This window comes from Dactylosporangium roseum (genome assembly GCF_025264685.1).
Lineage (GTDB): Bacteria > Actinomycetota > Actinomycetes > Mycobacteriales > Micromonosporaceae > Dactylosporangium > Dactylosporangium roseum.
In genome coordinates this window covers 3,304,254-3,330,444 of sequence record NZ_CP073721.1, presented here as the reverse complement: position 1 = coordinate 3,330,444, position 26,191 = coordinate 3,304,254, and the positions used below count along the sequence as shown (strand labels likewise).

Here is a 26,191-nt window from a genome sequence, read left to right as displayed (position 1 = left end):
CCCGCCGGGAGGGACACCCGTGCAACGCTTCGACGCCACGCAACCGTGGACCCTGCACCCCCAGGTCTCCGTGCGGCCTGAGCCGTTCGGGGCCCTGCTGTACCACTTCGGTACGCGCCGGCTGTCCTTCCTCAAGGACCGCGTGCTGTTCGACGTCGTGCGCGCCCTCCCCGATGCCGCCTCAGCACGGGAAGCGTGTTGTGCGGCGGGGCTCGGCACGGCCGAGCTGCCTCGATACGAGCGCGCCCTGGCAACCCTCGCCGCCCGCGACATGCTCGTGCCGGCCCGTCCCCATCCAGCATCCCAGGAGGACACCCCATGACCGTCGCACCGGAAGCACCGGTCGCCCGCAGCCTGGTCGACCATTTCCAGCTCGGTCTGGACGCACCGATCTGCCTGACCTGGGAACTGACCTACGCCTGCAACCTGTCGTGCGTGCACTGCCTGTCCAGCAGCGGCCGGCGAGACCCGCGCGAACTGACGACGGCCGAGGCCAAGGCCGTCATCGACGAGCTCGAACGCATGCAGGTGTTCTATGTCAACATCGGTGGCGGCGAGCCGACGGTCCGTCCGGACTTCTGGGACATCGTCGACTACGCGACGGCCCATCACGTCGGCGTAAAGTTCTCGACGAACGGGGTGAAGATCAGCACTGAGGTCGCCCACCGCCTCGCGGTCAGCGACTATGTCGACGTACAGATCTCGCTGGACGGTGCGACGGCCGAGGTCAACGACGCGGTACGTGGCGCCGGCTCCTGGGCGACCGCCATGCGCGCGATGAGCAACCTTCGCGACGCCGGCTTCCGCGGCTTCAAGATCTCCGTAGTGGTCACCCGCCACAACGTTGGCCAGCTCGACGAGTTCAAAGCCATCGCCGACGCCTACGGCGCCCAGTTGCGCCTCACTCGGCTGCGGCCCGCCGGACGGGCGCGGACGTGTGGCACGAACTGCACCCGACCGGCGCGCAGCAGCGGCAGCTTTACGACTGGCTCGTCACACATGGTAAGGACGTGCTGACCGGTGACTCGTTCTTCCACCTCTCGGCCTACGGGCAGGCGCTGCCCGGACTGAACCTCTGCGGCGCCGGCCGGGTGGTGTGCCTGATCGACCCCGTCGGCGACGTCTACGCCTGCCCGTTCGCCATCCACGAGTCCTTCCTGGCCGGCAACATCCGCGACGAGGGCGGCTTCACCCATGTCTGGCGCGAGTCCGACCTGTTCACCGACCTGCGCCGTCCCCAGTCCGGCGGCGCCTGCTCGACCTGCGCCCACTTCGACGCCTGTCGCGGTGGCTGCATGGCCGCGAAGTTCTTCACCGGCCTGCCCCTGGACGGTCCGGACCCGGAATGCGTTCAGGGCTTCGGAGAGGCAGCCCTTGCCGACGTCGAGCATGACTCCCGGCCGCGCCCGTTCCCCGACCACTCCCACCGCACACAGCGGGCCACCCGCGGCACCCCGGTTCCGGTGACCATCGGACGCCGCCCGGACCGGACCTGCGACGAGGACCCCCTCGCCGGCTTCACCACTGGGCGTTCCGCATGAGCAACGGCTGGTTCGAGACCGTGGCTGAGGCGCAACGGCGCGCCAAGAAGCGTCTGCCCAAGTCGGTGTACGGCGCACTCATCGCCGGTTCGGAGAAGGGCCTGACACTCGACGACAACCTCCGGGCGTTCGGCGAACTCGGCTTCGCCCCCCACGTGGCCGGCCTGTCCGCCCAGCGAGACATGGCGACCACGGTCATGGGCGAACCCATCTCCCTGCCGGTGATCATCTCACCCACCGGCGTGCAGGCCGTCCACCCCGACGGCGAGGAAGCGGTCGCCCGCGCCGCGGCCGCCCGCGGTACCGTCATGTCGCTGAGCTCGTTCGCCAGCAAGCCGCTGGAAGAGGTCGTCACCGCCAACCCTCAGACGTTCTTCCAGACCTACTGGATGGGTTCCCGAGAAGAGATGGTCAGGCGCCTCGAACATGTCAAGGCGGTCGGCGCCCGGGGAATCATCGCCACGCTGGACTGGTCGTTCTCCAACGGCCGGGACTGGGGAAGTCCCTCCATTCCCGAGCGCGTGAACGTCAGGACAATGCTGTGCTACGCCCCACAGGCCCTGAGCCGGCCACGGTGGCTGCTGAACTATGCCAAGGCCGGGCGCGTCCCTGACCTGACCGTACCCAACCTGGCCGGGGGCGGCACGACTCCGACCTTCTTCGAGGCGTACGGCCAATGGATGCAGACGCCGCCGCCCAACTGGGACGATGTCCGCTGGCTGCGCGAGCAGTGGGACGGGCCGTTCTTGCTCAAGGGCATCATCCGAGTCGACGACGCCAAACGGGCCGTCGACTGCGGGGTCACCGCCATCTCCGTATCCAATCACGGGGGCAACAACCTGGACGGCACACCCGCGACGATCCGCGCGCTGCCGGCAATCGCCGGTGCCGTGGGCGGGCAGATCGAGGTACTGCTCGATGGTGGAATCCGCCGCGGCAGCGACGTCGTCAAGGCGGTTGCCCTGGGCGCCAGGGCGGTGATGATCGGCCGGGCGTACCTGTGGGGCCTCGCCGCCAACGGTCAAGCCGGCGTCGAGAACGTACTGGACATCCTCCGGAACGGAATCGACTCCGCCCTGCTCGGCTTGGGCCACTCCTCGATCCACGACCTGAGCCCGGACGACCTCGTCATCCCACCCAGCTTCGGACGCAGGCTGGGCGTGCCGGCCGAAGCGCGGGTCGCTCCCTGACGCCGCGTCTGGACTGGCCCGACCGGGCGGTGCTCGCCGTATTGATCAGACTCCTGCCCCGGGCGTTGAAGACCTACCGACTGGTCCCTCCGGCTACGGTCCTGCGTTGGCATCGGCGGCTGGTCGCCCGCCATTGGACATATCCCAGCCAGCCCGGTCGCCCGCCGATCGACCCGGCCGTCGTCGCCCTGGTCGAGCGGATGGCCCGAGACAACCCCGGCTGGGCTACCAACGAATCCAAGGAGAACTACGCGCTCTCGGCCACCGGATCGGTGCCTCGACCATCCGCCGGATCCTCAAACGCGGCGGGATACCACCAGCGCCGGTGCGCCGTGACCACACCACCTGGCGGCGGTTCCTCCGCACGCCGGCGTCGACCGTGCTGGCCTGCGATTTCTTCCATGCAGATTGCGCGCTCACCCTCCAGTGCTTGCACGTGTTCTTCGTCATGGAAGTCGGCAGCCGCTACGTCCACGTCCTCGGCGTCACCGCCAACCCGGACGGGCCGTGGACCACCCAGGCGGCCAGGAATCTGCTCATGGATCTGGGCGACCGGGCCGAACAGTTCAATGACCCTGCCCCAAGCCCCACCCGAACTCCGAGCCGCGCTCACCACATCAGCCGACACGTCGACGACTACGCCGACCACGCCCGCCTTCCCCGCGCGGCGTAAAACTTGACTCAATCATGAAGCCCACGGCGACCAAAGATCGTCAGGCCCTTTCGAAATATGCGCCAGCCACGAGCCGTAGCGTGCGTATCCGGTCGCCAGCCGCGTGTTCGAACGGAACGATGATCAGCTCATCGGCCATGAAAGGGTGATGTGCGGGGCGGTGTCTGACAGCGTTGCCGATGAGGTTGTCGAGCAGTTGCCGCACCAGTATCGGGTCGGCGTGCACTTGGTGGATACCTCCAACGCCACGGCCACCTCCGGAGCGGGCGTTCCCTCGGCGAACATCGCCGCCGCCTGGTGGCGTATCTGCTCACGGCGGACGCGTCCGGTGGGGTCTTACTGCTGGCAGATTTCAGGGGATCGTACCGCGGCGGGGCTCATGGTGTCCGGTGGTGAGGGATGTCTCGGAGCGGAAGCTGCGACCGCGTTGCTCGCCGAGGCCGAAGTAGTGGCGGAAGTTGTAAATCAGCGGGTTCCAGGCCGCCGGGTCGATGTGGTCGGTGTCGGGTACGACGATCCGGGAGTCGGCGTGTACCGCGAGGACGTGGGCCTCGACGAGCAGGAACTCACCACTGGAGTCAGGCCGGACGTCCGCCGCGCGGGCTTCCAGTTGCAGCGGGCATTCGGCAACCCGTGGTGGTCGCACACGCAAGGAGGCCTGAGTTGTCAGGCGAGCGGCGGTGAATTTGGCTGGCTCGTGACGGAATCGGTCATGTTTGTCGACCGGTACCGGGTGTCGGCCGGTCAACGGTGCCAGACGTTCGACGGCCTGCCATTGATGGGCCGCAGGAAGGTTGATCACCATGTCAGGGCGGTGGGTGAGGTTGTGCCCGCTCTGACCGGCACGGCCAAGACCGAGCACGACGACGTGATCAAGCGCCCACGCGGAGGACATCGGGGCGAGGTTCGCGCTGCCGTCCTCGTTCTCGGTGCTCAACAGCACTACGGGGGTACCGAAGTACAGGATCTTCGGGGTGATCGTCAGATGCTTGATAGGGCCGAGCGGCTGACTGGTCGTCATGGTCATGACGGTATGGTCGTTGTAGTTCGGCGGTGACCGAACCAACCATGCGTCATGATCGGCTGATGGAGCCGGAGCAGGGAAGTACCGCGCTGGCGTCGTGGGCCGCCCTGCTGGCTGACCGGAGCCGGGCGGCGTTCTGCCTGGCGTTGCTGGACGGGCGTGCCTGGACCGTGGGAGAACTCGCGCGGCACGCCCGAGTGACGGTCTCGACGGCCAGCGAACACGCCGACCGCCTGGTCGCCGGCGGGCTGCTTGTGCAGCACCGCCAAGGTCGACACCGGTATTTGCAACTCACCGACCCGAACATCGCGGCGCTCATCGAAGCAATGACGTCCGCCGCAGGAATGCCAGCACCGCCGGTGCGGTCACTGTCGGGCGCTCACCGGCGTCGTGCTTTGGCATACGCACGCACATGTTATGACCACCTCGCCGGCACCGTGGCGGTGGCCGTGGCCGACGCGATGACCGCCAAAGAATTGATCTCCTGGGATTATGGTCTGGCACTCACCACGCACGGCGTGAGCTGGCTGACCGAACTCGGCATCACCGTGCCCACGGTTGGCGGCCAGCGCAGACCGGTCCTGCGAGCTTGCCTGGATTGGACTGAACGGCGCCCCCATCTGGCGGGAATGGTCGGCGCAGCCTTGTGCCGACACGCCTTCACCGTCGGATGGATCACACGGGTTGGCACCAGCCGCGCCGTGAAGCTCACCACCGCCGGCCACCACGCTTTCCAACAGCACCTCGAAATTCACGTTGCCGACGACGACCGGCTCTGACGCACTGCACAAAACATCTGGCGAACTTCGGATGTAGTTGGCGAGTCACCCGGGGCATGGCGACGTCGATGATCAAGAATGGCGCATGTCGTCATCGCTGCTGCGGGTCTTGCCTAAAGGTTCCGCCCTGGTCTCGGATGGAGTTGAGGTCGCGTATCGGACCCGGTGACCTGGGCGCAGTATCTGCTCGAGCCCGACTTCCGGAATCGCCCCGATCGCCGCGGTGGCCTGGCTAGGGTACAACCCTCCCGAGGGCGTACGCCGCGACGCACTGCGCGAGGACCGCGCGGCCGCCGGAGCCATCGCGCTCAACCGCTTCATCGACGGTTTGCTGCTCGGACATCCGGGCTTGACGATCACGGTGATCGGGCACAGCTACGGATCCGTCGTCGCAGCACCCGCCGCACCCCTAGATCCGCACGGCAAACTCGGAAAGGAAAACACCTTGATCGCCAGCCGTCCCGGTTCATCAGCGCCGCGCGACCACCGCAACGCCAGGCGGCAAACCATCGACCTGGCCACCGTCCTGCGCCTGTACCGAACGCACGCGGAAGCGCTCGGCGCGGCCCGCGACGCGCAGCGCGGCATGTTGTGCGTCAGCCGTGGGATGCGCCCGAAACTCGACGACATCGAAGCCGAGCTCACCTACCTGCTGGTACGGGACGCCAAGCCCGCCAGGGTCGTCGAAATCGGGACGTTCCATGGCTGGTCGACCTCCTGGCTGTTGCGGGCCGTCGCCTACAACGCGACGGGGCATGCTTCGGAGGTGTTCATGAAGGACCGTGCCGATCGCACACGGACGCTACGGCAGGAACAGGCATACCGCCGTGGCGCCGCGAACGCCGTCATGGTCCGGCCACACATTTTGATCCGAACCTCAGCCTGGCCGGCCGGTGTCCCCGGCCGGCCAGGGCGTACCGGTAAAGTTGATGTGATGACCGACTTGATCCAGGCGAGGTCGAGCAGCAAGCGCGACCGCCTCGTGCGGGCCGCCTGCTCACTGTTCCACCAGCGTGGTGTAGGACATACCAGCCTCGCCGACATCGCCAAGACCGCCGACGTGCAGATCGGAAACGTCTACTACTACTTCAAGACCAAGGACGACATCATCCGCGCCGTCATCGACTCGCACGCCGACCATCTCCGGGCCGGCCTGAAGTCGCTCGACCGGCACCGCAGCCCCGCGGCCAGGCTCACCGCGTTCGTCCGCGAGGTGGTCAAGACCGGCCCCGACACGGCCCGCTACGGCTGCCCGCACGGCACCCTCTGCTCCGAGCTGGGCCGCCGCGACGACGACCTCACCGGCGCCGCCTCGGTGCTCATGGGCATCCGCCTCGACTGGGCGCGCGCGCAGTTTCAGGCCATGGGCCGCACCGACGCCGACGATCTCGCGTACACGTTGGTAGCCCAGATCCAAGGCGCGGCCCTGCTGGCGAATACATTCCGCGACCCGGCCGTTCTAGTCGGGCAAACCCGGCGGCTGCAACGCTGGATCAAAGACCTGGCGGGACTGGAATAGATCAGCTCTGGCACTAGGACCGCGATGGTCGGCCCGAGCCTCTACGCAACCGCGGCCACGGCCCCCGGCCGCGGCGTCGTGCTGATCCGCCGTTGTTCAGCGTTGAGCAGGCGATAGCTCCAGTCCACCACGGCCCGGAGGGTGGCCCACCCAGAACAAGCGGGGAACCTGCGTGCGTCGCCTCCACCGGGCCTAGGATGCGAAACTCCACCTCGATACTCCACCAAGTAGGCTCATGACGATCCCACCAGGGCCGGTAGGCGGGGTCCACAATGGACTTCAGCAGCTCGTGGTGTTCGTCGTCGGTGTGTAGGAAACGGCCAGCGATACCGCGGCCGATATCGCACTGTCCGTTACGTCTCCCAGCGGCTGAGTGCTCATGTGCCATTCCGCACGTTTGCCGCGGTTAGGAAGGGAACATCTTGGCCTGGAGCGGTCGAAGATTCGGATGCCTGACCAGTACAAGCGCGCGGTGGCCAGCGATGCGCAGCGTCGCGAGGCTGTTGCTGGCACAGCGCACCTGCTCGCTGCCGGCCAGGCGACGCCGGTAACGTGGGCGAATTACTCCATTGGTGGCCCCAGGATGTACAGAAACGGCTTCGCGCAAATACAACTCCTCCGCATCGTTCAGCCGTGTTCGCGAGTACCGCCCAGTGCGCAGCGGGCGCATCAGCGACGAGGAGATCCACACGCTCGGACATCAGTTCCTGTCCTTGCCGCAGGCCCGCCACCCCGCCGTCCTCCGCGTGCGTGGCCGACCTCACCACGACCGACGTCGGCATTCCCACGGCCGACGGAAAGACCCTTGCCGGAACCGACCCGCGACGCCGCGCAACTCCTCCCCCAACTGCTGCGGCCGATCGGCTCAATACCGGTTCAGGTCCAGACCGGAACGCTCCTCGAACTCGTCCAGCCCGTCCTCGGCTGACGTGCCCACGTACAGCATGGAATGCTTGCTGTCGAACGCCGCCACGGTCCAGCGTTTCCGATCGACGAATCCGACCAACGTTGCGTCGCGTCGAAGCTCGGGGTCGCCGACAGGGGTGAACCATCGCAACAGACTTGGCACCTTGTTCGGCGGCAGCTTGCACTCGGCCGAATCGTCCATGGAGAGTACGGCCTGCCAGCTACCGGCGCCGAGCAGGAACGCGGAGAGTATTGCGGATTCGACGGTCCACGCGCCGGCGTCGGGACCGTCGGTCAGCCGGACGTACACCGGCGGGTCGGGCAGGGCGAGTTCGTCGAGCCGAATCCCCCACTCCATGACGTGCTGGTTTTCGTGGCAGAATACGAGGTGCGCATCCACGATCCGCAACTCCCCCGGCGGCAGAAATCGGAAGTGCGCGGCCATCATGCCGTCGTGCTTGCCGGCGATAGTGTAGTAGTCCTTCAACGGTTCGGGGACGACTGCCGCAAGGCGAGACTCGGCGGCGGCAAGTTCGACCGCGGTGATGTCTGGCCGAATGCCGGGGTGTCCGAACATCCCAGGCTGCGGGCCGCCGAAAGCCGCAGCCACAACTAGCTGAAGCGGTTCCACGATCATCGTTCCCCCTCGCTCAAGCCGGTCGTTCCGAACGCGTCGCGGTGGCGTTCGATCCAAGAGGTCAGGGTGCGGGCCGGGCGACCGAGCACCTCGCGGACGACGGCGTCGCCGACCGTGAACACGTTCCGGGCGGCGAGCCGGCGGGTCCCGGCGAACACGTCGCCGAGCCAGTCGGGCATGCCGGCGTCGAGCAGGCCGGCCCGGAACGTGGTCTCGTCGACGCGGCCGTGCTCGACCGGCCAGCCGAGCACGCCGGTGAGGGCGGTGGCCACCTCGTCGTAGGTGAGCGCTTCGGGGCCGCCGACCTCCCAGGCCCGGTGGGTGTGTGCGGGGTCGGTCAGCGCCGCGACCACCAGGTCGGCGACGTCCTCGGGGTCGATGAAGCTGAACCGGGCGTCGCCCATCATGGTGTTCAGCCGCCCGGCCCGGATGGCCGCGGCCTCCCACAGCAGGATCGAGGCGAACGGGGTGGGCCGCACCAGGGTGACCGGAATGCCGGCCTTCTCGATCCGGTCCTCGCTGGCCTGGTGCCAGCCGAACGGCGGGTGCGGCGACTGCCGGCACCCGGCGGCGGACAGCTTGACCAGGCGCGGCAGCCCGGCCCCTTCGGCGGCGTCGATGAAGTTGGCCTCCTGCTCGGCGAGGCTCGGTTGGGGTGATGTGGTCAGGAAGGCGATGTCCACGCCGTGCAGCGCGGCGGCGAGCGTCGGCGGCTCCAGCAGATCGCCGCGGACGATCTCCACGTGCGAGCCGAGGCGCTCGACCGCGGTCTCCACGTCACGGGCCATGACGCGTACGGGGGCGTCGTGGTTTCGCAGTTTGCCGGCGACCAGGGAACCCACCTGCCCGGTGCCACCGACCAACAGGATCCGGCCGCGGTCGCCGCCGGTACTCATGCGGCCACCCCGAATCCGCCGCTGACCATCATCGTGGCGCCCGTGACGTAGGTCGCCTCAGGGGACGCGAGGAACGCCACGGCGTCGGCGATCTCCTGCGCGGTGCCGAACCGGCCGAGCGGCACGCGCGCCGTGATGGTCTTCTTGAACGCGTCGAGTTCGTCCGCGGGCATGCCGAGCTTGGTCAGCGCGGGCGTGTCGACGGGCCCCAGCGTGATCGCGTTGACCCGGATGCCGCGCGGCGCGAGCTCCACGGCGAGGGACCGGGCGAGCGCGACCTGAGCGCCTTTGGTCGCGCAGTAGACGGCCAGGCCGGGCAGCCCGTGCTGGGCGCCGGTCGAGCTCATGAAGATCACGCTGCTGCCCGGGCCGAGTAGCGGCAGCAGCTTCTGCAACAGGAAATACTGGCCCTTGACGTTGACCGCGAACTGCTCGTCGAACCCGGCCTCGTCGATGCCGTCGAGCGGGGCGGGATGTTCGACGGCCGCGTTGAGCAGTACCACGTCCAGCGCGCCGAACCGGTTCCCGAGGTCGGTGGCGAGCCGGTCGGCGTCCGCGACCGAGCCCGCGTCGGCGCGCTCAACCCGGACGCCGGCGGGCAGGGCGCGCTCGGCGTCGGCGAGGGTCCGCGGGTTGCGCCCGGTGACGACGACCGCGTATCCCCGGGCGGCGAGGGTCTGGGCGGTGGCCAGGCCGATGCCCGACGTGCCACCGGTTATCAGGGCTGTGCGTGTCATGACTGTTGATGTCCTTTCTCGAGGGCGTTTCAGGCGATCCGCATGCCGCCGTCGACGGCGATGTCGGCGCCGGTGACGAAGGCCGCGGCCGGCGAGGCGAGGAACGTGACCACCTGGGCCACATCGGCGCCCGACCCGACCCGGCCGAGAGGGACGCGGGCGCTCACTGCCGCGCGCCACTCGGCCAGCGCATCGCCGCCGAGGCCGAGTTTGCCGAGCGCCGGGGTCTCGATCGGCCCCGGCGAGACCGCGTTGACCCGGATCCCGCGCGGGGCCAACTCGACGGCCGCGGCTTGCATGAACGACAGCACCGCTCCCTTGGCGGCGGCGTAAACCGACCAGTCGGGCAGCGCGCGGTGCACACCGAGGGCGGCGTTGAACACCACCGAACTGCCCTCGGCCAGCAGCGGCAGAACCTTCTGTAGCAGGAAGACCTGGCCCTTCACGTTGACGTCGAAGTGCTCGTCGTAGACGGCCTCGTCGACCGCCGCCACCGGCAGCATCGCGCCGACGCCGGCGTTGAGGAACAGCACGCCCACGCGCGCGAACCGCTCAGTCACCTCGGCCACGACCTGGTCGGCGTCGGCGAGCGACCGGGCGTCGGCGGCCAGCACCAGGGCGTCACCGGGCAGTTCCCGGCGGGCGTTGGCGAGCGTGTCCGGATTCCGTCCCGTGACGACTACCGTGTGTTCCTTGGCTAGCAGACGAGCGGTGGCCAGGCCGATGCCGGAGGTGCCCCCGGTGATCAGCGCGACCGGCCGTGATGCGGGAGAGAGCATGCGCACCTCTTAGTTAGTTACCCAACTTACTTCTCGGAGCATAGCCGCCACCCACTCCCGGCTCCAGTAAAAAGTTGGTTACCTAACTAACATCCGGGCGGAGCGTGGCGGGTCGTTTCGCCCGCTCGTCAACGCTGTAGACGATCAGCGGCCGGTGGTGGCCAGCCCATCGGTCATAGGTGGAGATAACCCGAAATAGTGAGCCATTTTCATCCTGGGTAGCGGTCGGTCTCGATGTGGTGCAGGACGGTGATGGCCTGCACGATCGCGGTGGCGCGGCGTGGGCAGCAGCGCAGCTTGGTTAGGATCTTCCAGCTTTCGAGGGTGGCCACAGCGCGTTCGCCGATGCCGCGGACACGGGCGTGGGTGCGGTTGACGGCGCGTTGCCGGCGGGAGAGCCGGGGCCGGTGTCGGTGGCGTTTGAACGGTGTGCGGATCGTGCCGCCGGCGCCCTGGTAGCCCTTGTCGGCCAACACCATGACGCTGTGGGCGGTGAGCGCGTCGAGCAGGCCGTGGACGCGGGCGGCGGTCAGGTCGTGGACCGCGCCGGGCAGTGCCGGTGAGGCCCAGACGAGCCGTCCGGCGGGGTCGGCGAGCAGTTGCACATGCACACCGTGGCGCTTGTGCTTGCCGGAGTAGTACGGGCGCTGGTTGGCCACGCGGTCGATCGGGATGAGGGTGCCGTCGAGGATGGTGTAGGCCAGCCGGGCGGCGCGGCGTGCGGCTGCGGCGACGTCGTCGGCCTGGGCGGTGAGCAGGTTGATGCCTTTTCGGACGTAGCGCCAGGCGGTGCTGGTGCCGATGCCGGCGGCCAGTCGGGCGTAGGTGTCGCCGTTGCGCAGGTGGGCCAGGACCAGCAGCGCTTGGTCGCCGGGTTCCAGGCGCCGCCATCGGCTGCGACGCTCGCCGCGTTCCCGGCGGATCAGGCCAGCGAGCTGGTTAAGGGTGCGGGTGGACAGCGTGATCGTGGCAGGGTAGGACAGCAACGAGGCTCCTGGTTGGGGCATCGAGTCTTGGTCGACATCTGTCTTCCCGGGAGCCTCGCCTCACGTCGATCCCTGCTCGCCACACCATCGCTGACCAGCGCCGTCACGATGAAAATGGCTTAGTATCGTAAATTATTATGAAACGATGGCCGCCACACCGGGGGCAGCCATCGTTCAACACCAGCCACCTATGCGCGGTCCCGGGCGACGAAGTTCAACAGGACGCGTGCCGCTCCGTCGCCGTCGGACAGTGCCACACACGCGTCGGCCCGACTGGTCAGGTTTACCCAATGGATGGCGGTGCAGTGCTCGTCGCCAGCGCCGTCGAGGTGCCAGCCCCGGTGCGCCTCGAGGTGCACCCGCACAAGCCTGGCCACTTCCGCCGCGCCCACGCCGGCCGGTCCGCCGACCACGAACTCCCGCGAGCAGACGGCGCCGGTCGCCCCGCAATCCTCCCCGCTGTCATACACCAGCGTCAACGGCGCAGGCAGCGGCAGCAATTCCGCGGCGGCTGGCGCCGGGACGCTGCCACCCACCACCGACAGCACCGCCCCACCGGCGACCGCCAGCACAACCAGCCCAGCCCCGACCAACCCGGCCCGGGCCGCGCTCCCGCCCCGCCGGACGACGAGCACCGCCACCGCCGCGAACCCGGCCAGCGCGAACGGCATCAGCAGCGGCAGCGCTATCGCCGGCGTCCGGTCCCCGGGACCACCGGGCAGCACCGTCCACAGCCCGAGGGCCGCGAGCAGGTACCCAGCCGACCCGAGCAGCAGCACCCGCCGGGTCGGGCTGCACGTCGCCCACAAGATGTGCGGCATCGCGACGGCTGCGACACACAGCCCGAGGACCTGCCAGCCGAGATGCCATCCGACGGACAACACCCCAGCCAGGACGACGACCACTGCGGCGGGACGCAGAAGCATCCGGCCATGATAGTCATGGGGCCAATCCGCCATCTCAGCAGTCGAAGTAACCGGTGCAGATGAGGCGGTTGGCCTCGCCCCACGCCCCGTCGAGGGCCTGGACCATGTCCGCGGAGCCGCCCGAGACATGCTCCATGGGGCGGTTCTGCCCGGCCATACAGAGCATGTTCTTCGCGCTCGTCTGGTAGCCGACACGGACCAGTTCCTCCTGGCTGTAGTACGGGTTGAAGGTGTCTGGCAACCTGTCCTGTAGCGAGCGCAGATACCACGCCGCCGCGTAGGTCGCGACCTTGGCGTCGGCGATGGCGGTCTCCCACCCCTGCAGCACCTTGCCGGCCATCTTCGGCGTCCAGAAGCTGCTGCCGTTCTTCCCGGCGGTCTCCATCGCCTCCTTGAAGGCGCCCTCCTTCATGTTGCCGATGCCTTTGCTCGAGCCGGGCCGCCAGTCACCTTTCCAGAAGCCGCAGTGACAGTCGCCGCTCTCCAGAATCAGCGTGCCGAGCAGCAGCCTCGGGTCGATGCCTGCAGCGATGGCTTCTTCTTGTCGGCGGCAATCGAGGCGACCGCGTCGCCGGGCGACGGGCCACGAAGCCGCCCGCTGGGGTCGCTCATGGTCACCGGGTTGTTGTCGGCGTAGGCGTAGCCGTTCATCTGCTGCGGGCTGGAAAAGTCCGTCACGGAGTCATCCGAAATGAATCTGCCGCTTGTTGGCTCATATTCACGAGCACCAAGGTGGGTCAGGCCGGTATTGTCGCGAATGCCGTTCACGAAGCCGCGCGTGTTCGGCCAGGTGGGGTCGACGCCGCGAGGGCTCCCGAAGGGGTCGGTCTTGCGGCGGGTGACTGTCAGGGTGTTGGCGCTGATGGCGAGCTGGCCGATGTTGTGGTTGTCGGTGGCCAGCCAGGTAAGCCCCGACACCGCCGGCTCGGCATCGATACGCACGGCCGGTGCGGCTGGATCAGACATGAGTTTCCTATCCGTCGTATGTGGGCATGCACCAGCAGCACGTGGCCTAGCTGGTGACAACCTCACATACGTGGGGAAGGTGCTCCTTCAGGAGCGGGACCGAACGCCCCATTGGACGCCGACCGAGGCATCATGCCACAGCGACGCCTGGCACCGCACCTCCGCAGGAGTCCGTGCGGCAGGGTTCCGCGCGGGCGGAGCGCCGCTCACTGGACGGCAGCACTCCGGGGTTGGGTGCGGCGCCCGGAGACCGGCACCCGCTCCGGCCGCGACCGCCTCGATCGCCGTCCTCGCCGGATCTCGCAGCGGCCGTCCATCCCATGCCCCGCGGGCACCTCGCCGCGCCGCAGTGGCGGATGCGCTGCGGTGTCAAGATCGATCGCGCGGACCGCCATCGGGGCCGCGTCCGCGGTCACCAGAAACCCCGAGCTGGACGCGCCAGGCCAGGCCGACATCCGCGCGGTGCAATCGCTACTCACAGCCGTCGCCCGGGTCGACGATTCGCAGCGGCGGCTTCGCGAGGGTGAAGTCGACGACGTCGAGGCCGTATCGGCAAGACCTTCAGCCGACATTACATGAAGATCTCCGCCATGCCGCAGGTGGCGAGGACTGTGAACGCCAGCAGGATACCCGGCATGGCAATCGCCCAGCGTGGCATCCAGCGCAGCCCCGCGGCAACCACGGAGACGAGCAGTGCGAGGCCGGCGCTCAGACCGCCGAACACCGCGATCACCAAGAGGAAGATCCCGCCGTTCTCCTGGAGGTCGCGGTCGGAGTGGTATGCGCCGGACAGCCACGACGCCCAGAGCAGCAGTACGCACAGCAGCGCGAACGTGTTCAGCGCTCCGGCGATGAGGTACGCCGCGGCCCGGCCGATGCGACGCCCCCACATCCGCGACCGGACCGGGTCGGACGCCCGCGCCTCGGCGTTCATCGCTGCTCCGGGGCGACGTACGTTGAGCCGAGCAGGTAGCGGGCGATCTCCCCAGCACCGGCCTGGTCGGCCTGCGCATAGCTCTCGCCGGCGTTGCGCAGCTTCGTGGACAGCGCGGCCAGGAGCGCGACGATGTCCTGGTACTGGTCGGCGGAGAAGTCGGCGAACGACCGGATCGCCCGGGTGACCTCCTCGGACAGCGCCTCCATGCACCCCTTGCGGGACAGGTCGAAGTCGGGTCGGCCGGCGCCCAGCGCCCCCGCGAGTTCGACGAGGACGTTGGCGTTGCCGTTGATGGAGGGCAGGCTCGCCTGCAGCCTGGACGGTGGTGTCATGAGGGACGGCGCTCCTTTGTCAGTCCGGCGCGTACAGCACGAGGTTGACGTCCGTCCGGCTGTTGGCGAAGTCGTCGGCATAGCTCTGGGCGATCTCCTTGTTCCAGTCCGGGCCGCCGTTGTACCGCGCGGCCAGCTCCCGCTGCTGGTCGAAGGTCATCTGCTTCGGGTCCGTGTTCGCGCAGTCAGTCGTGTCCTTGGCGTCGGCCAGTACCTTCGCGGCGATGACGATGCTCTCCTTCGGCTCGTCCAGGGACTTGATGATCTCTGCCCGCTGCGAGTCGGTAAGGTGGGCCGGATCGTACCCCAGCGCCACCGCTGCGGTGTCGACCTGGATGCCCATCAGGCCGAACGAGGTGTCGTCGGCGTCCTTGCCGCCGAGCGGGGTGTTCCGGCGAACCCAGTCCGCGGTGTGGTCGAGGACTGGCGGCTTGCCGCCGGCCTCCTGGTAGATGATGCCTGCCAACAGTTCGGCGGGGATGCCGTACTGGTAGGCGACGCCCTGGATGAGCTCCTGGTTGGCGCGGATCCAGGCCAGCTTGTACTTCTGCTCGTGTGCCGGGTCGATGTACTTGCCGTGAACAGCGTCGGCCACGCCCCACTCCGCCGGTTCGTTGACGACGAACGACCCGGAGGCGTCGCGGATGTCCTGATGGAAGTCGGTCATGTCGCCGGGGGCGTCGACGCCGAACCGCGGGACGAAGCCCTGGCCGGGCAGGCGCGATTCGGGGTTCTGCAGCCCCGCATCGTTCATCTCGGCGAGCACGCCCGGCGCACGCTTGATGATGTTCTTGGCGGCATTGCTGTCGGCCTTGAAGTCCGGCAGCCGCTTGAACGCGGAGTGCATCTCGGCGACGAAGATTTGCCGGGCATTCTGCTCGATGTCGCGGACCCGGCTGTAGGCGCCGGCGGCCTCGTAGTACAGCGAATCGGCCTGCACCCGCATCTTGTTGATCTTGTCCTGGTAGTCCTCCTCAACCTGCCGGTCGAACAAGCTGGTGATCTTCCGCAGGTCTTCCCACTGCGACAGTGGCTCGGAATCACGGACTCTCTTACTCTGCGTGTTGGCGACCTCCTTGATGAGTTCACGCAGACCGTCGTTGGCTGCGTCCCCGATCTCCATCTCGGTCTTCGCCTCCGCCAGCGCCTCGGCGTACTGCAGCACAGCGTTTGACGCCCGGAGGAACCCCTCCCGCAACTCGTGGGCGAGGCTCTCAGCCTCGCCCATCCGCGCCCGGTAGAGGTCGGCCGCGTCCGCCTGCCACTGGACTGCGCTCCGCGCCTCGGTCAACGTTGGCAACGCGGACTCGATGAGCCGCACGACTCGGCCGAACTCCTCGCCGTTGAGCCGCATCAATCCGGGCTCTACGTCATGCATGAACGCGACGTCACGTCGGAATGCCATGGGTTCCCCCAAACCCTCAGCCACCGGTATCGGTCATATTGTATATAATTGGGAGAGCAGTCAGCCCTCCGAAGTACATAACGACAAAACGGGCAACAGTCGATACAAGGCCCGGTACTCGCGGGTCCGGGACAGGCCAGGAACAGCCGAGACCTCGGCATTGTGGATCACCGTGGCGGCGCATACCAGTTCGTCGATCAACTACCCGCGCTCACTGGCGAACCCTGGCCGCACCCGAATGGTGGACCCGTCCGGTAATGTTCGGAGTAGCGGCGGTGGCACCACCTCTACTCCGAAAACCACACCGCGCCTTTTGTCTCGCCTCAAGCGCGATAACACCGACCTCGCCGACCGCGTCACCCACAGTGAGATGACGGCCAACGCCGCTGCTCGCGAGATGGGCTGGCGCCATCCGCTCATCGTGGCGTCCAGCCCGGAGCGCGCGATCCCACATGTCGTCCATCACCGGAGCGCACAACTCCGGTCGGGTTCACCCCGCCCGCACCCCCGGCCGTCCCATATTTATAATGGTCAACGCCAGAGATTTTCTGTACCGATATTCCTCAACCCCGGGGATCAAGATCGCAACATCTGCACTAACAGTTGTTGACGATCCTCGTGTAGCCCCATCAGCCGACAATGATATCTCACGAGTACATCCGAATGCCGCTGCACTGCCCCAAGCACATGAGGGTAGGTGCTGTTTTCATAGAACTCCTTGTTACAGTAGCCCAAAACCCCGGTGGTCAGGTCGTCGTTGCAAAAGCCCCGCCGGTACAGCACCCTGTGGGGTTCCAAACTCCGTCATCGCGCTCACCCTCCAGCGTCCGTATGTTTTCCTCGTCATGGAAGTCGGCAGCCGCTCCGTGCACATCCTCGGCGTCACCGCCAACCCGGACGGGCCATGGACTGCCCAGCAAGCCAGAAATCTGCTCATGGATCTGGGCGGACGGGCCGACCAGTTCACCGTCCTCGTCCGGGACCGGGCCGGACAGCTCACCGCCACCATCGACACCGTGCTGGCCGACGCCGGAATGACCGTCTGCAAGATCCCACCGCGCAGCCCACAAGCCAACGCTTACACGGAGCGGTTCGTCCGCACCACCCGCACCGAGGTCACCGACCGCATGCTCATCTTCGCTCAACGACATCTACGCCGAACACTCGGCGAACACGCCCGCCACTACAACGGCCACCGTCCACATAGGGCGCTGCAGTTGCAGCCTCCGCGATCCGACCGTCCCTCCATCCACGCTGACCGAGCGGGAGCTGCAGGTGCTGTCGCTCATGGCGGAGGGGCTGTCCAACACCGCCGTCGGCGACCGGCTCTACCTCGGCCTGCGCACCGTGAAACCCACGTCAACCGGGTCTTCCTCAAACTCGGCCTGCACCCCGCCGACGACGAGCACCGCCGGGTCAAAGCTGTCCTCGCCTACCTGCGCGCCGGCCGCTGACCGTGCACCCGACCGGGACAGGCGACCAGCGAACCGGCTCGGTTCCCGCCTCGCGTCAGGCGACGCGCGCGACGCCGGCGCCGGACAGCCGAGCCGACGCAGCCTCCCGGCGTCCGGTCATGAGCAGCAGCGCGTCGATGGGCCCGGTCACCTCAAGGCCGTCACCGGCAGCCCATGCGACGTCGGTGGCGACGAGCCGGACGCCGCGCAGCCGCCGCCGGGCCCAGAACGGCCAGCCCATCCCCCACACCCGCGTCGCCGCCACGACCGCCGCGTCGGGCTGCATCGGCAGGGGCCGGCCGAGTGGTACCGCGATGTCCTGCGCGTGGACGAGGACGTCGAAGAGGATGTTGCGGTAGCTGGTGACGGCCGGCAGCCGCCGCGAGTCCGCGAACCGGCGCAACTCGCCGACGAGGTCGGCGACCGGGCGCTGCGCGTGCCGGACCGACACGTCGTGGTTGAGCTTGTGAAACCGGCCCCCGGCCCGCGCCGCGTCGACGGCCATCGCCCAGACACTCGGCGGCTGCGGAGCGAGGGCGACGTGCGCCGCGACATCCCGGACCCGCCAGCCCGCACACAGCGACGGCTGCTCCCACTCCGCAGCCGACAACCCGTCGAGCAGGTCCGCGAGGTCCCGCCGCTGCCGGGCGATCGCCTGCCAGCTCGCCTCCCGGTCCATCTCCACCACCTCCGTCTTGGTACGATTCTCTGACTACTGTAGTCAGAGAATCTGACGATCTGTCAAGGAGGTACGGATGCCCGAGGAGGTGAACGTCGGGGTGCTGCTGTTCGTCGCCTACCGGGCGATGGAGCGGCGGGTCCTGGACGCGCTCGTCGCGGCCGGTTTTGAGGTCACCCTGGCGCAGGCGCGGATCTTCCAGCGGATCGGCCCCGACGGCACCCGCTTGGTTGACCTGGCCGAGCAGGCCCAGGTGACGAAGCAGACCGCCGGGTTCCTCGTCGATCAACTCGAGCGCGCAGGCTACGTGCAGCGGCGGCCGGACCGGACCGACGCCCGCGCCCGCCTGGTCCACATCGCCGACCGGGGCCACGAGGCCGGCGCCATCGCGGCGAGGGTCGTGGCCGAGGTCGAGGCCGAATGGACCGCTCACCTCGGCACGCGGCGGATAACGCAGCTTCGCGACACGCTGACCCGGCTGCGCGCGGTCACCGACCCCTACGCGTAGCACGTCGGAGGTGCTGGGCCGGCCGCACAGGGTGGAGGGCATCCGCCGCCGCCCTGCCCACCGGTGCCCGGGTGTCGCGCTCCGCGTGGATGCGCCAGGCCGGGTTTGGCGACCCCGCATACAATGATGGCCGCGAATGACGATGGGGCGGCGTGTACGTAGTTGCAGCGAGCGGACCGGCAACGATCCGGCCCCGAGCCGGCGGCCGCGGTCTGACCGCGCGACACTGCTGGGCACGATCATCGCCGTTGTGGCGCTCGGCTGGTCGGTCTACGCCTACTACTACCCTCGCCCGCCGGCCGCAGCGGCTCCAGCGGTGGGTGTGCGCCGGCCACCGCGGCGCCGAGCGCGTCCCCGATCGTGTCGGATGCTGCGCGGCCTCGAACCGCGGCGGCTGCGGCGGCCTGGCCGTCCACGTCAGCGCCGACGACCACACGTTCGACTACTTCAACGTCTGCCGAGACGGCTGGGTCGAACTCGTCACCGTCGCCGACAGCAGCAAACCCGAAGACGTACGAGCTGCGCCAGGACTGCGACACCTGGGCCGTCGCGCGGGAGAGCTCGCCCGGCTCGCCGTTCTGGGTGGTCGCCCGCTACTACTGGTCCGACCCTGCGGTCATCCGCTGGACCGTCCAGGACGGCAGCTACCGCGGCGGCGGTGACGGACGCGTCGAGATCATGGCGATGGCCGGTGGCGGGAGCCGCCTGCACGTCGAATGGACCAGCACCGGCGCCCGCGTCGACGTGCTCAACCCGCAGCCGCCGTCCCGTTCGCGGGACCTGCCGCTGGCAGCGTGCGCTTCGCCGCGCGAACGCGGCATTCGACCGCCGGCCTGCGCTCAGGCCAGTGCGGTCGCGAGGTCCGCGACGCCGTCGCCGGACAACTGGGGCAGCACGACGGTCCGGCCGCAGAGGATCAGCAGCAGGGCGCTCATCGGCCCGCTGACCTGCGGGCCGATCCCGGCCGACCAGTCCACGTCGGTGGCGGTCAGCCCGAAGCGGCGCACGATACGGACCGACGCCGGCGGGACCGGCCAGCGCATGGTGAGGGTCCGCGTCGCCGAGGCGGCCGCGGCGTCGGTTGGCAGGTCGAGGCGCAGGCCGAGGGGCAGGGCGATGTCCTGGCTGTGCACAAGGATGTCGGTGAGCGTCTCCAGGGCGGTGACGCCGAGGGTGGGCTTGTGGACGTCGGCGGTGGCCCGGATGTTCCCGGCGATCTGCCCGGTGCTCCAGGCGGCGGCGCGGCTGCGGGCGGCGTGCGCGATGGTGCGGTCCATCGTGCCGCGCCAGTGCCGCATCGTGCCGAGCGCGTCGCGCAGGCCGAGCTGCTGCAGGGTGAGGTGTGCGGCGACGTCCCGGACGGTCCAGCCGGTGCACAGCGACGGCTGCTCCCACTGCTCGGCGGAGAGCCCGTCGAGCAGGTCGGCGACGGCGATGCGGTGGGCGGTGACGACGGACCAGAGCCGGTCGGTGGCGAGGGCGGACGGCGGGGTCATGACGGCTCCTCGAGGCTGCGCGGTCGGATGACGCGGGGGACGAGCTCGGTGATCTCCGCCGTCGGCCCGAACCCGGGGTCCGGGTTGGCGAGCTGGTGCAGCACCAGGCCGGTGAAGTGGTTCATGATGAGTGGCGCTTCGCGCTCCGGGTCGGTGGACCCGGAGAGGCGCATCCAGTTGAGGAACCAGGCCCGCACGCGGGCGCCGCCCTCGGTCAGCGTGCGCCGCAGGGGCGGGTGGTTCGCCGCCTCGAGCAGGATCGAGTACCGCGCCAGGGTCAGGTCCCGGTGCCGTCCGGCCACGTCGCGGGCCGCCCCGGTGAGGGCCTCGGCGAGCATGGCTGGGGTGGTGGGCACGGTACCGGCGAGCAACTCCTCCCAGTTGGACCGCTCCCGTTCGACGATCCGGTCGGCTACGCCCTCCAGCAGCGCGTCCCGGCTGCGGAACAGGTTGGACGCCGACCCGGCCGACAGCCCGGCGGCGGCGTCCACCGCCCGGTGGGTGAGCCCGCGCATCCCGGAACGTCCGAGCACGGTGATTGCGGCATCGAGCACTTGCAGACGGCGGTCGGCCATACACCGATACTACGTCAGTAGTTGAAACAACTACAAGTGATGCTGTTGGAACTACAGTAGTAGTACGGCGTGATCGTCGGCGTGGAGCCGGCTACGGCCGCCGCGCCGGACGGCTGTCCCGTGACCTACCGGCCGGGCACGACGCTGCTGCCCGGCCTGATCGACACGCACACCCACCTGTGCGGCGACGGCTCCGCGGCCGCGCTGGACCGACTGCAGGGCCTGAGCCCCGCCGAGCTCGACGCCACGATCGGCACGGCTCTCGCCGCCCATCTCGCCCGCGGCGTGACCACCGTCCGCGACCTCGGCGACCACGCGTGGGCGGTGGTCGACCGGCACCGCCACGAGCGCCCGGACCGGCCCCGCGTGCTCGCCGCCGGCCCGCCGGTCACCAGCATCGGCGGCCACTGCGCGAGCATGGGCGGGGCCGCCCGCGCCGAGACGGAGCTGCGCCGGGCGGTCGCCGAGCGGGCCGAGCGCGGCGCCGACCTCGTGAAGCTGATGGCCTCCGGCGGCGTCGGCACCCCGGGCAGCGACGTCAACGCCTGTCAGTTCACCCTCGCCGAGGTCCGGGCCGTCGTGGACGAGGCCCACCGGCACGGACTTCCCGTCACTGCCCACGCCCAAGCCCTCGGCGCCGTACGGCAGTGTTTCGAGGCGGGCGTCGACGGCATCGAGCACTGCAGCTCCACCACCCCGGACCTGGCCGCCGGGATCGCGGCCGCCGGCATCGCGGTGTGTCCAACCCTGGGCTTCGACCTGAGCGCGTTCGGCGGGCCCGAGCACGCGCCGGTCCGCGAGCAGGTCGGCCTCCACCGGGCCGAGCGGCAGGCGCAGGTCCGGGCGCTGCACGAGGCCGGCGTCGACCTCATCAGCGGCGTCGACTCGGGCATTCATCCGGTCAAGCCGCACGGCGGGCTCGCCGTCGACCTGCCCCTCGTCGACGGCGACCGACCCGAGCGCCGACATCACCGCGCTGCGCGCCGTGCGAACCGTGGTGCGACACGGCCGTCCGTATGAACGCCTCCGGCTCGGCTGAGGGGCGGTGTATCACCGGCGGCCCAGGCCGCTCCGTCGAGACGTACGGCCGGTCCGGCGCCCTCACCAGGAAGGCGCCACCATGGCCACTGTCACCGTTCGGGAAGGGAGACCGGCATGGCCGACGTCGCAGTAGGCGCCCGGATGGACGGGCCGCCCGCGGGCCGGCAGCACCGGTGGCGGCTGCTCGGCCGGGCCGCCCGGCTCAGCTTCGCGGTCGCCGCGTTCATCGTGCTGGTGGTACTCGCCGCCGGCCTGCACGGCTTCGGGCACGTCGGGCAGCAGTCGGTCGACACCGTCGCCGGCACCCTCGCGGAAAGCATCGCCTTCGCCGTCTATCTCAGCCTGACGTGGGCACTCTTCCGGTTCGCACCGACGCAGCAGCTCCAGGCGCAGGCCGGGATGCGGCGCGGCCCCGTCCGCGCCGCCGCCTGGATGCTGCTCGCCATCGCCCTGGTCTTCGGCGAGGTGTACGACGCCGTCGTGACCCTGCCCCACATCCAGACCGACGCTCCAGACGCGGCCGGACTGGCCCGCATCCTCGTCGCCGCCAACATCTTCATGTCCTGGCTGGTCCTGCACGCCGTCTACGCCGAGCTCTACGCCGCGAAGTACTACCGCGACGGCGGCGGCCTTCGCTTCCCCGGCACCGACACCCCCGACTACCGCGACTTCGCCTACTCCATCGGCATGACCTTCGGCACCACCGACGTCGAAGCCGGACCCAGCTTCCGCCGCATGATGCTGCCGCACAAACTGTTTACGTTCGCGTTCAACACCGCAATCCTGGCTCTGGTCGTCAACTCCCTGCCCGGCTGAGCCGGCTCTGCCGGGTCGCCAAAACGGATCGAGGTGATCTGTCCGATCGTGAGCCGGCCGTGGCTGTTGCCGGGCGCAGCGGCGCCGGAATGCCGGGGCCGGCCGGCGGTCCGCACTGGACGAAGGGCGACGCGGGGCAGCCGGGCAGACGATCCGCTTGCCAGCACGCTGGTGTCATTGCCGCACGGCTACGGCGTGCACGTCACCACGGTCACCTGACCAGGGTCGGCGCCTCGTGCCTCGGCCGCCCGACGATCGTCCGGCGACCGGTCGCTGTTCAGCCGGACCATCATTCGGTTCGTCGGGCCGGTCCGGCGCGTCGGCGCGTCACCACATCCCGTTCGCGGAAACCGATCCGCATCCGGCGTCACTACCGTGAGCGCTCGACAACGTCCAGCGCTCACCCAGGAGGACGTCATGCAGCATCGTCACCAGTCTCTGTCCGGCCGCCGTCGACCATGGACAATGGCGGCCGCGGTCCTGACGCTCGCTGCGGCCGCCGGCCTGGTCGGGGCCGCACCCCGGACCGCCGCGGCGACCGCCGCCGACACCCCCAAGCCTCCCCACCGCGCCCGCATCGACGCCGCGTCGGCCACAGCGCTGCAGGCGAACGGTCAGGTCGACGTGCTGGTCACCTACCGGGCAGCGCCGGTGCGGCAGCAGGTAATCAGCGAGGTGCAGCGCAAGCACGGCGGCCTGCACAGCTCCTCGGGCCGTAAGGCATACGGCACGCTCGCCGCCGGCGCCTACGGCCGGCTCAAGCACGACTCGGCCACCCGGGTTCGGCACGGCGTCACCGTACTGCAGGACTACGCGGTCCTTCCGGTGCAGTACCTGCACGTGCCTGGCGCTGCCGCGATGGAGGCGCTGCTGGCCGACCCGGCCGTCGAGTCCGTGCACGAGAACGTGGCCAGCGACACCAACCTGGCCCAAAGCCTGCCCCTGGTACACCAACCCAAAGCGGCCGCGGAGGGCTTCCAAGGCGACGGCGCCGCCGTCGCGGTCCTGGACACCGGCGTCGACTACAAGCGGCGAGGGCACAGCCCTCCAGCCCGTGCCCCTGCAACCTAGGAAGCCGTTGAAGGCGGCGGATTCCCTGCCGCCTTGCCGGCTTTCGGCGGTTGCCAGCCCCGGGCAAGGATGCCGAAGATGGCTTCGACGGCGGCCCGGCGATCCCCCCGGGCGCCAGTGAGGGACGGGATCTCGAGTACGAACCGGGCGAGGGCGACGCATGCGAGGTCGTCATGCGCAACGCCCGATTCGTCGGCGATGGCGGCGGCCAGACTGTCGGTGTGCCGAGTCCACATCCGTTCGGCGTACGCACGCAGCGCTGGGGTTGAGTCGACCAACTCGGTGAACTGGCGCCGCTGCGGATGCGCCGCGATCGGCAACCAGGTGTCGAGGATGTGCAGCCGGAGGCCGTCGAGGATGCTCTGGCCGGCGGGCCGGTCCCGCACGGCGGCGACCAGCGCCGACTCCCGGCCCTGGTCGTCGTCGAAGACCAGCGCTTCCTTACCGGTGAAGTGCTTGAACAGCGTGGTGGTCGACACATCAGCGGCGTCGGCGATCTCCCGGATGCTGACCGCGTCGTACCCGCGTTGCAGGAACAGCCGCAGCGCCGCGTCAGCGATCGCTTGACGAGTGGCCGTCTTCTTGCGTTCACGCCGACCGGCAGGTACCGCAGTCATAGGTTCACTGTAACCGAGAATGGCATGGTTGCTAAAGTGTACTCATTGCACTTTTGAACTCGATCTGCTTTTCTGGAGCGGACAGATGACATGATCCGCAGGAGCGCCAGATGAACTCACCAGCACCCAGCGAAGCCGGCATCAGCATCATCGGCGCCGGCCCCGGCGGCCTCACCTGCGCCCGGATCCTGCAGCGGCACGGCATCGCGGTCACCGTCTACGACCGCGATCCCAGCCGCGACGCACGCGACCAGGGCGGCACCCTCGACCTGCACGCCGACGACGGTCAGCTCGCCCTGCGCGAAGCTGGCCTGCTCGACGAGTTCCTCGCGCTCGCCCGCCCGGAAGGGCAGGAGATGCGAGAGATGGACATGACCGGCACGATCAGGGCGCACTCGGTACCGGACGCGGACGACCTGTTCAAGCCCGAGATCGACCGCGGCCAGTTGCGGGACCTGCTGCTCGACTCGCTGGAGCCGGGAACCGTACGGTGGGGTCGCGCCCTGGAATCGACCGACGGTCGGGTGCTGCGCTTCACCGACGGCGCAACCGTCGAAACCGACCTGGTCATCGGCGCGGACGGAGCGTTCTCGCAGGTCCGGCCGGCCGTCTCGCCCGCCGTCCCGCAACCCATCGGCGTGAGCTTCCTCGAGGCCTGGTTCCACGACGTGGAGAACCGGCACCCGGACCTGTCGGAACTGGTCGGCGCAGGCAGCGCCCACGCCGGCGACGGCCAGCGTGGTCTCTTCGCGCAACGCAACAGCGGCGGGCACATCCGGGTGTACATCATCCAGAAGGTGGCGCCCGGCTGGATCACCGCCGCGGGGTTGACGGTCGGGGACACCGCCGGTCTTCGCGCCCACCTGCTCGACGAGTTCGCCGCCTGGTCGCCCCGGATGCGCCGGCTTGTCAGCGACAACGACGACCCCTACGTCGACCGGCCGCTCTACGCCCTGCCGGTACCGCACGTCTGGAACCACCATCCGTCCGTGACCCTGCTCGGCGACGCCGCGCACCTCATGCCGCCGCTCGGCGTCGGCGTCAACCTCGCCATGCTCGACGCCAGCGAGCTCGCCCTTGCGCTCGCTGGCTCCTCGACCGTCGATGAGGCCGTACACGCCTACGAAAAGACAATGCTTCCGCGCTCTGCCGACTTCGCGAAGATGCTCGAGGGCCATGCCGAAGACTTGGTGTCCGACGAGGTACCCGACTTCAGTGACTGAGCCGCGTCCGACCAACTACCCGGGCCCAACTGCACCGGACCCACATCCAGGTCAACGTACGGTCGAGACCGGGACCGATGATGCTGAGCTGGTCGCCGCGATCGCGCAGCGGCCGCATTGGCAGCTCGGCGACCGCGGCGCTGTGTACGCCCCACCATCAGCGGGTGCCCGCGTGCGGGTCCGTGCGGTCCGCATGCCCGCGCGTGCCCGGGAGCGCTATTTCGCCGCGGTCACCTGGGTGAGCGCCGCAAACTCATATGACTCGTCCAACACACGGCAGCCGTACGGTCGGGCGTGGCGCCCCCGGCGAGCCTGAGGTCGACGCGATCCAGCGGTGGAGGCGCACCTCGGCCCCGAGGATCAGGTCGTCCTCGCCGCGCTCGCCGCGCTCGCCGAGATCGACCGTGCGGGTGGCACCTGACACCCGCCGGGCAGAGTTGTCAGGCGGGCTCGATCTTGTCGATGCGGACCTTGCGAT

At 69.1% G+C, this 26,191-nt stretch carries 29 protein-coding genes and 3 pseudogenes; 14 read left to right on the top strand and 18 right to left on the bottom strand.

What is annotated here, in order from left to right:
* The first annotated feature begins 19 nt into the window (after positions 1-19).
* The 4 genes and pseudogenes from mftB to Drose_RS15485 all read left to right on the top strand — a co-directional run bounded on the left by mftB (position 20) and on the right by Drose_RS15485 (position 3,404).
* A complete protein-coding gene (gene mftB / locus Drose_RS15505) occupies positions 20-322 on the top strand; it encodes a mycofactocin biosynthesis chaperone MftB (protein WP_260728901.1) in 303 nt (100 codons plus the stop codon).
* A pseudogene (mftC, locus tag Drose_RS39065) lies at positions 319-1,541 on the top strand (mycofactocin radical SAM maturase). The gene mftB and the pseudogene mftC overlap by 4 nt, the downstream one beginning before the upstream one ends.
* Positions 1,538-2,731, top strand: coding sequence for a pre-mycofactocin synthase MftD (gene mftD / locus Drose_RS15490; protein WP_260728898.1), 1,194 nt, complete (start codon positions 1,538-1,540; stop codon positions 2,729-2,731). Before mftC ends, mftD begins: the two are co-directional and overlap by 4 nt.
* A gap of 325 nt (positions 2,732-3,056) precedes the next feature.
* On the top strand, positions 3,057-3,404 hold the full coding sequence (locus Drose_RS15485) for a hypothetical protein (protein ID WP_260728897.1): 348 nt from the start codon (positions 3,057-3,059) through the stop codon (positions 3,402-3,404).
* A 40-nt stretch (positions 3,405-3,444) separates the two neighbouring features.
* On the opposite strand, the gene Drose_RS15480 is transcribed toward Drose_RS15485, so the two are convergent.
* A complete protein-coding gene (locus Drose_RS15480) occupies positions 3,445-3,630 on the bottom strand; it encodes an ATP-binding protein (protein WP_260728896.1) in 186 nt (61 codons plus the stop codon).
* Between the two features lie 126 nt (positions 3,631-3,756).
* Entirely contained in the window at positions 3,757-4,425 is a 669-nt protein-coding gene (locus Drose_RS15475; RefSeq protein ID WP_260729725.1) for a flavin reductase family protein, read from the bottom strand.
* Positions 4,426-4,490: 65 nt separating this feature from the next.
* Between Drose_RS15475 and Drose_RS15470 the strand changes: the two genes are divergently transcribed.
* Complete coding sequence (locus Drose_RS15470; protein ID WP_260729724.1) at positions 4,491-5,207, top strand: ArsR/SmtB family transcription factor; 717 nt, start codon at positions 4,491-4,493, stop codon at positions 5,205-5,207.
* A 223-nt stretch (positions 5,208-5,430) separates the two neighbouring features.
* Positions 5,431-5,556 (top strand): annotated as a pseudogene (locus Drose_RS15465) (alpha/beta hydrolase); the annotation flags it as partial.
* A gap of 120 nt (positions 5,557-5,676) precedes the next feature.
* On the opposite strand, the gene Drose_RS15460 reads toward Drose_RS15465, so the two are convergent.
* A complete protein-coding gene (locus Drose_RS15460; RefSeq protein ID WP_260729990.1) occupies positions 5,677-5,910 on the bottom strand; it encodes a hypothetical protein in 234 nt (77 codons plus the stop codon).
* Positions 5,911-6,141: 231 nt separating this feature from the next.
* On the opposite strand from Drose_RS15460, the gene Drose_RS15455 reads away from it, so the two are divergent.
* The gene (locus tag Drose_RS15455; RefSeq protein WP_260729723.1) at positions 6,142-6,726 is read left to right on the top strand and encodes a TetR/AcrR family transcriptional regulator; all 585 of its coding nucleotides are present in this window, start codon (positions 6,142-6,144) and stop codon (positions 6,724-6,726) included.
* An 865-nt stretch (positions 6,727-7,591) separates the two neighbouring features.
* Here Drose_RS15455 and Drose_RS15450 read toward each other — a convergent pair.
* From Drose_RS15450 to Drose_RS15400, 11 genes are all read right to left on the bottom strand, one after another.
* Positions 7,592-8,269, bottom strand: coding sequence for a hypothetical protein (locus Drose_RS15450; RefSeq protein ID WP_260728895.1), 678 nt, complete (start codon positions 8,267-8,269; stop codon positions 7,592-7,594).
* Positions 8,266-9,165 (bottom strand): NAD(P)H-binding protein, encoded by a 900-nt coding sequence (locus Drose_RS15445; protein ID WP_260728894.1) that lies wholly within the window; start codon positions 9,163-9,165, stop codon positions 8,266-8,268. Before Drose_RS15445 ends, Drose_RS15450 begins: the two co-directional genes overlap by 4 nt.
* Complete coding sequence (locus Drose_RS15440) at positions 9,162-9,902, bottom strand: SDR family oxidoreductase (RefSeq protein WP_260724023.1); 741 nt, start codon at positions 9,900-9,902, stop codon at positions 9,162-9,164. The genes Drose_RS15445 and Drose_RS15440 overlap by 4 nt, the downstream gene beginning before the upstream one ends.
* Positions 9,903-9,931: 29 nt before the next feature.
* Positions 9,932-10,681 carry an SDR family oxidoreductase gene (locus Drose_RS15435; RefSeq protein WP_260724024.1) on the bottom strand — a complete coding sequence of 250 codons (750 nt, stop codon included), beginning with the start codon at positions 10,679-10,681 and terminating at the stop codon, positions 9,932-9,934.
* 209 nt (positions 10,682-10,890) lie between these two features.
* Entirely contained in the window at positions 10,891-11,667 is a 777-nt protein-coding gene (locus Drose_RS15430) for a transposase family protein (RefSeq protein WP_260728893.1), read from the bottom strand.
* A 188-nt stretch (positions 11,668-11,855) separates the two neighbouring features.
* Entirely contained in the window at positions 11,856-12,593 is a 738-nt protein-coding gene (locus Drose_RS15425; RefSeq protein ID WP_260728892.1) for a hypothetical protein, read from the bottom strand.
* A 34-nt stretch (positions 12,594-12,627) separates the two neighbouring features.
* Positions 12,628-13,005, bottom strand: coding sequence for a hypothetical protein (locus tag Drose_RS15420; protein WP_260728891.1), 378 nt, complete (start codon positions 13,003-13,005; stop codon positions 12,628-12,630).
* A 77-nt stretch (positions 13,006-13,082) separates the two neighbouring features.
* Positions 13,083-13,559 (bottom strand): RHS repeat-associated core domain-containing protein, encoded by a 477-nt coding sequence (locus Drose_RS15415; protein ID WP_260728890.1) that lies wholly within the window; start codon positions 13,557-13,559, stop codon positions 13,083-13,085.
* Between the two features lie 571 nt (positions 13,560-14,130).
* Positions 14,131-14,493 carry a hypothetical protein gene (locus Drose_RS15410; protein ID WP_260728889.1) on the bottom strand — a complete coding sequence of 121 codons (363 nt, stop codon included), beginning with the start codon at positions 14,491-14,493 and terminating at the stop codon, positions 14,131-14,133.
* Positions 14,490-14,828 carry a hypothetical protein gene (locus Drose_RS15405; protein ID WP_260728888.1) on the bottom strand — a complete coding sequence of 113 codons (339 nt, stop codon included), beginning with the start codon at positions 14,826-14,828 and terminating at the stop codon, positions 14,490-14,492. The genes Drose_RS15410 and Drose_RS15405 overlap by 4 nt, the downstream gene beginning before the upstream one ends.
* A 19-nt stretch (positions 14,829-14,847) precedes the next feature.
* Positions 14,848-16,206 (bottom strand): transglycosylase SLT domain-containing protein, encoded by a 1,359-nt coding sequence (locus Drose_RS15400; RefSeq protein ID WP_260728887.1) that lies wholly within the window; start codon positions 16,204-16,206, stop codon positions 14,848-14,850.
* Between the two features lie 479 nt (positions 16,207-16,685).
* On the opposite strand from Drose_RS15400, the pseudogene Drose_RS38765 reads away from it, so the two are divergent.
* Positions 16,686-17,402, top strand: a pseudogene (locus Drose_RS38765) (hypothetical protein); the annotation flags it as partial.
* Positions 17,403-17,742: 340 nt separating this feature from the next.
* Here Drose_RS38765 and Drose_RS15390 read toward each other — a convergent pair.
* Complete coding sequence (locus tag Drose_RS15390) at positions 17,743-18,366, bottom strand: maleylpyruvate isomerase family mycothiol-dependent enzyme (protein WP_260729722.1); 624 nt, start codon at positions 18,364-18,366, stop codon at positions 17,743-17,745.
* A gap of 76 nt (positions 18,367-18,442) precedes the next feature.
* On the opposite strand from Drose_RS15390, the gene Drose_RS15385 reads away from it, so the two are divergent.
* Positions 18,443-18,874 (top strand): MarR family winged helix-turn-helix transcriptional regulator, encoded by a 432-nt coding sequence (locus tag Drose_RS15385; RefSeq protein ID WP_260728886.1) that lies wholly within the window; start codon positions 18,443-18,445, stop codon positions 18,872-18,874.
* Positions 18,875-19,122: 248 nt separating this feature from the next.
* The gene (locus tag Drose_RS15380; protein ID WP_260728885.1) at positions 19,123-19,536 is read left to right on the top strand and encodes a hypothetical protein; all 414 of its coding nucleotides are present in this window, start codon (positions 19,123-19,125) and stop codon (positions 19,534-19,536) included.
* 177 nt (positions 19,537-19,713) lie between these two features.
* Here the strand turns inward: Drose_RS15380 and Drose_RS15375 are convergent, their stop codons facing one another.
* On the bottom strand, positions 19,714-20,370 hold the full coding sequence (locus tag Drose_RS15375; RefSeq protein WP_260728884.1) for a maleylpyruvate isomerase family mycothiol-dependent enzyme: 657 nt from the start codon (positions 20,368-20,370) through the stop codon (positions 19,714-19,716).
* Positions 20,367-20,945 carry a TetR/AcrR family transcriptional regulator gene (locus Drose_RS15370; RefSeq protein WP_260728883.1) on the bottom strand — a complete coding sequence of 193 codons (579 nt, stop codon included), beginning with the start codon at positions 20,943-20,945 and terminating at the stop codon, positions 20,367-20,369. The genes Drose_RS15375 and Drose_RS15370 overlap by 4 nt, the downstream gene beginning before the upstream one ends.
* Positions 20,946-21,014: 69 nt before the next feature.
* Here Drose_RS15370 and Drose_RS15365 point away from each other — a divergent pair, with 69 nt between their 5' ends.
* The 3 genes from Drose_RS15365 to Drose_RS15355 all read left to right on the top strand — a co-directional run bounded on the left by Drose_RS15365 (position 21,015) and on the right by Drose_RS15355 (position 23,873).
* On the top strand, positions 21,015-21,965 hold the full coding sequence (locus tag Drose_RS15365) for an amidohydrolase family protein (protein ID WP_260728882.1): 951 nt from the start codon (positions 21,015-21,017) through the stop codon (positions 21,963-21,965).
* Between the two features lie 135 nt (positions 21,966-22,100).
* Positions 22,101-22,802: a DUF1345 domain-containing protein gene (locus tag Drose_RS15360; RefSeq protein ID WP_260728881.1), complete on the top strand. Its 702-nt coding sequence runs from the start codon at positions 22,101-22,103 to the stop codon at positions 22,800-22,802.
* 465 nt (positions 22,803-23,267) lie between these two features.
* A complete protein-coding gene (locus Drose_RS15355; protein ID WP_260728880.1) occupies positions 23,268-23,873 on the top strand; it encodes a hypothetical protein in 606 nt (201 codons plus the stop codon).
* Here Drose_RS15355 and Drose_RS15350 read toward each other — a convergent pair.
* Positions 23,870-24,490 (bottom strand): TetR/AcrR family transcriptional regulator, encoded by a 621-nt coding sequence (locus Drose_RS15350; protein ID WP_260728879.1) that lies wholly within the window; start codon positions 24,488-24,490, stop codon positions 23,870-23,872. The two genes, Drose_RS15355 and Drose_RS15350, sit on opposite strands and share 4 nt — an antisense overlap.
* 110 nt (positions 24,491-24,600) lie before the next feature.
* Between Drose_RS15350 and Drose_RS15345 the strand changes: the two genes are divergently transcribed.
* Complete coding sequence (locus Drose_RS15345; RefSeq protein WP_260728878.1) at positions 24,601-25,713, top strand: FAD-dependent oxidoreductase; 1,113 nt, start codon at positions 24,601-24,603, stop codon at positions 25,711-25,713.
* Positions 25,714-26,191: the final 478 nt, after the last annotated feature.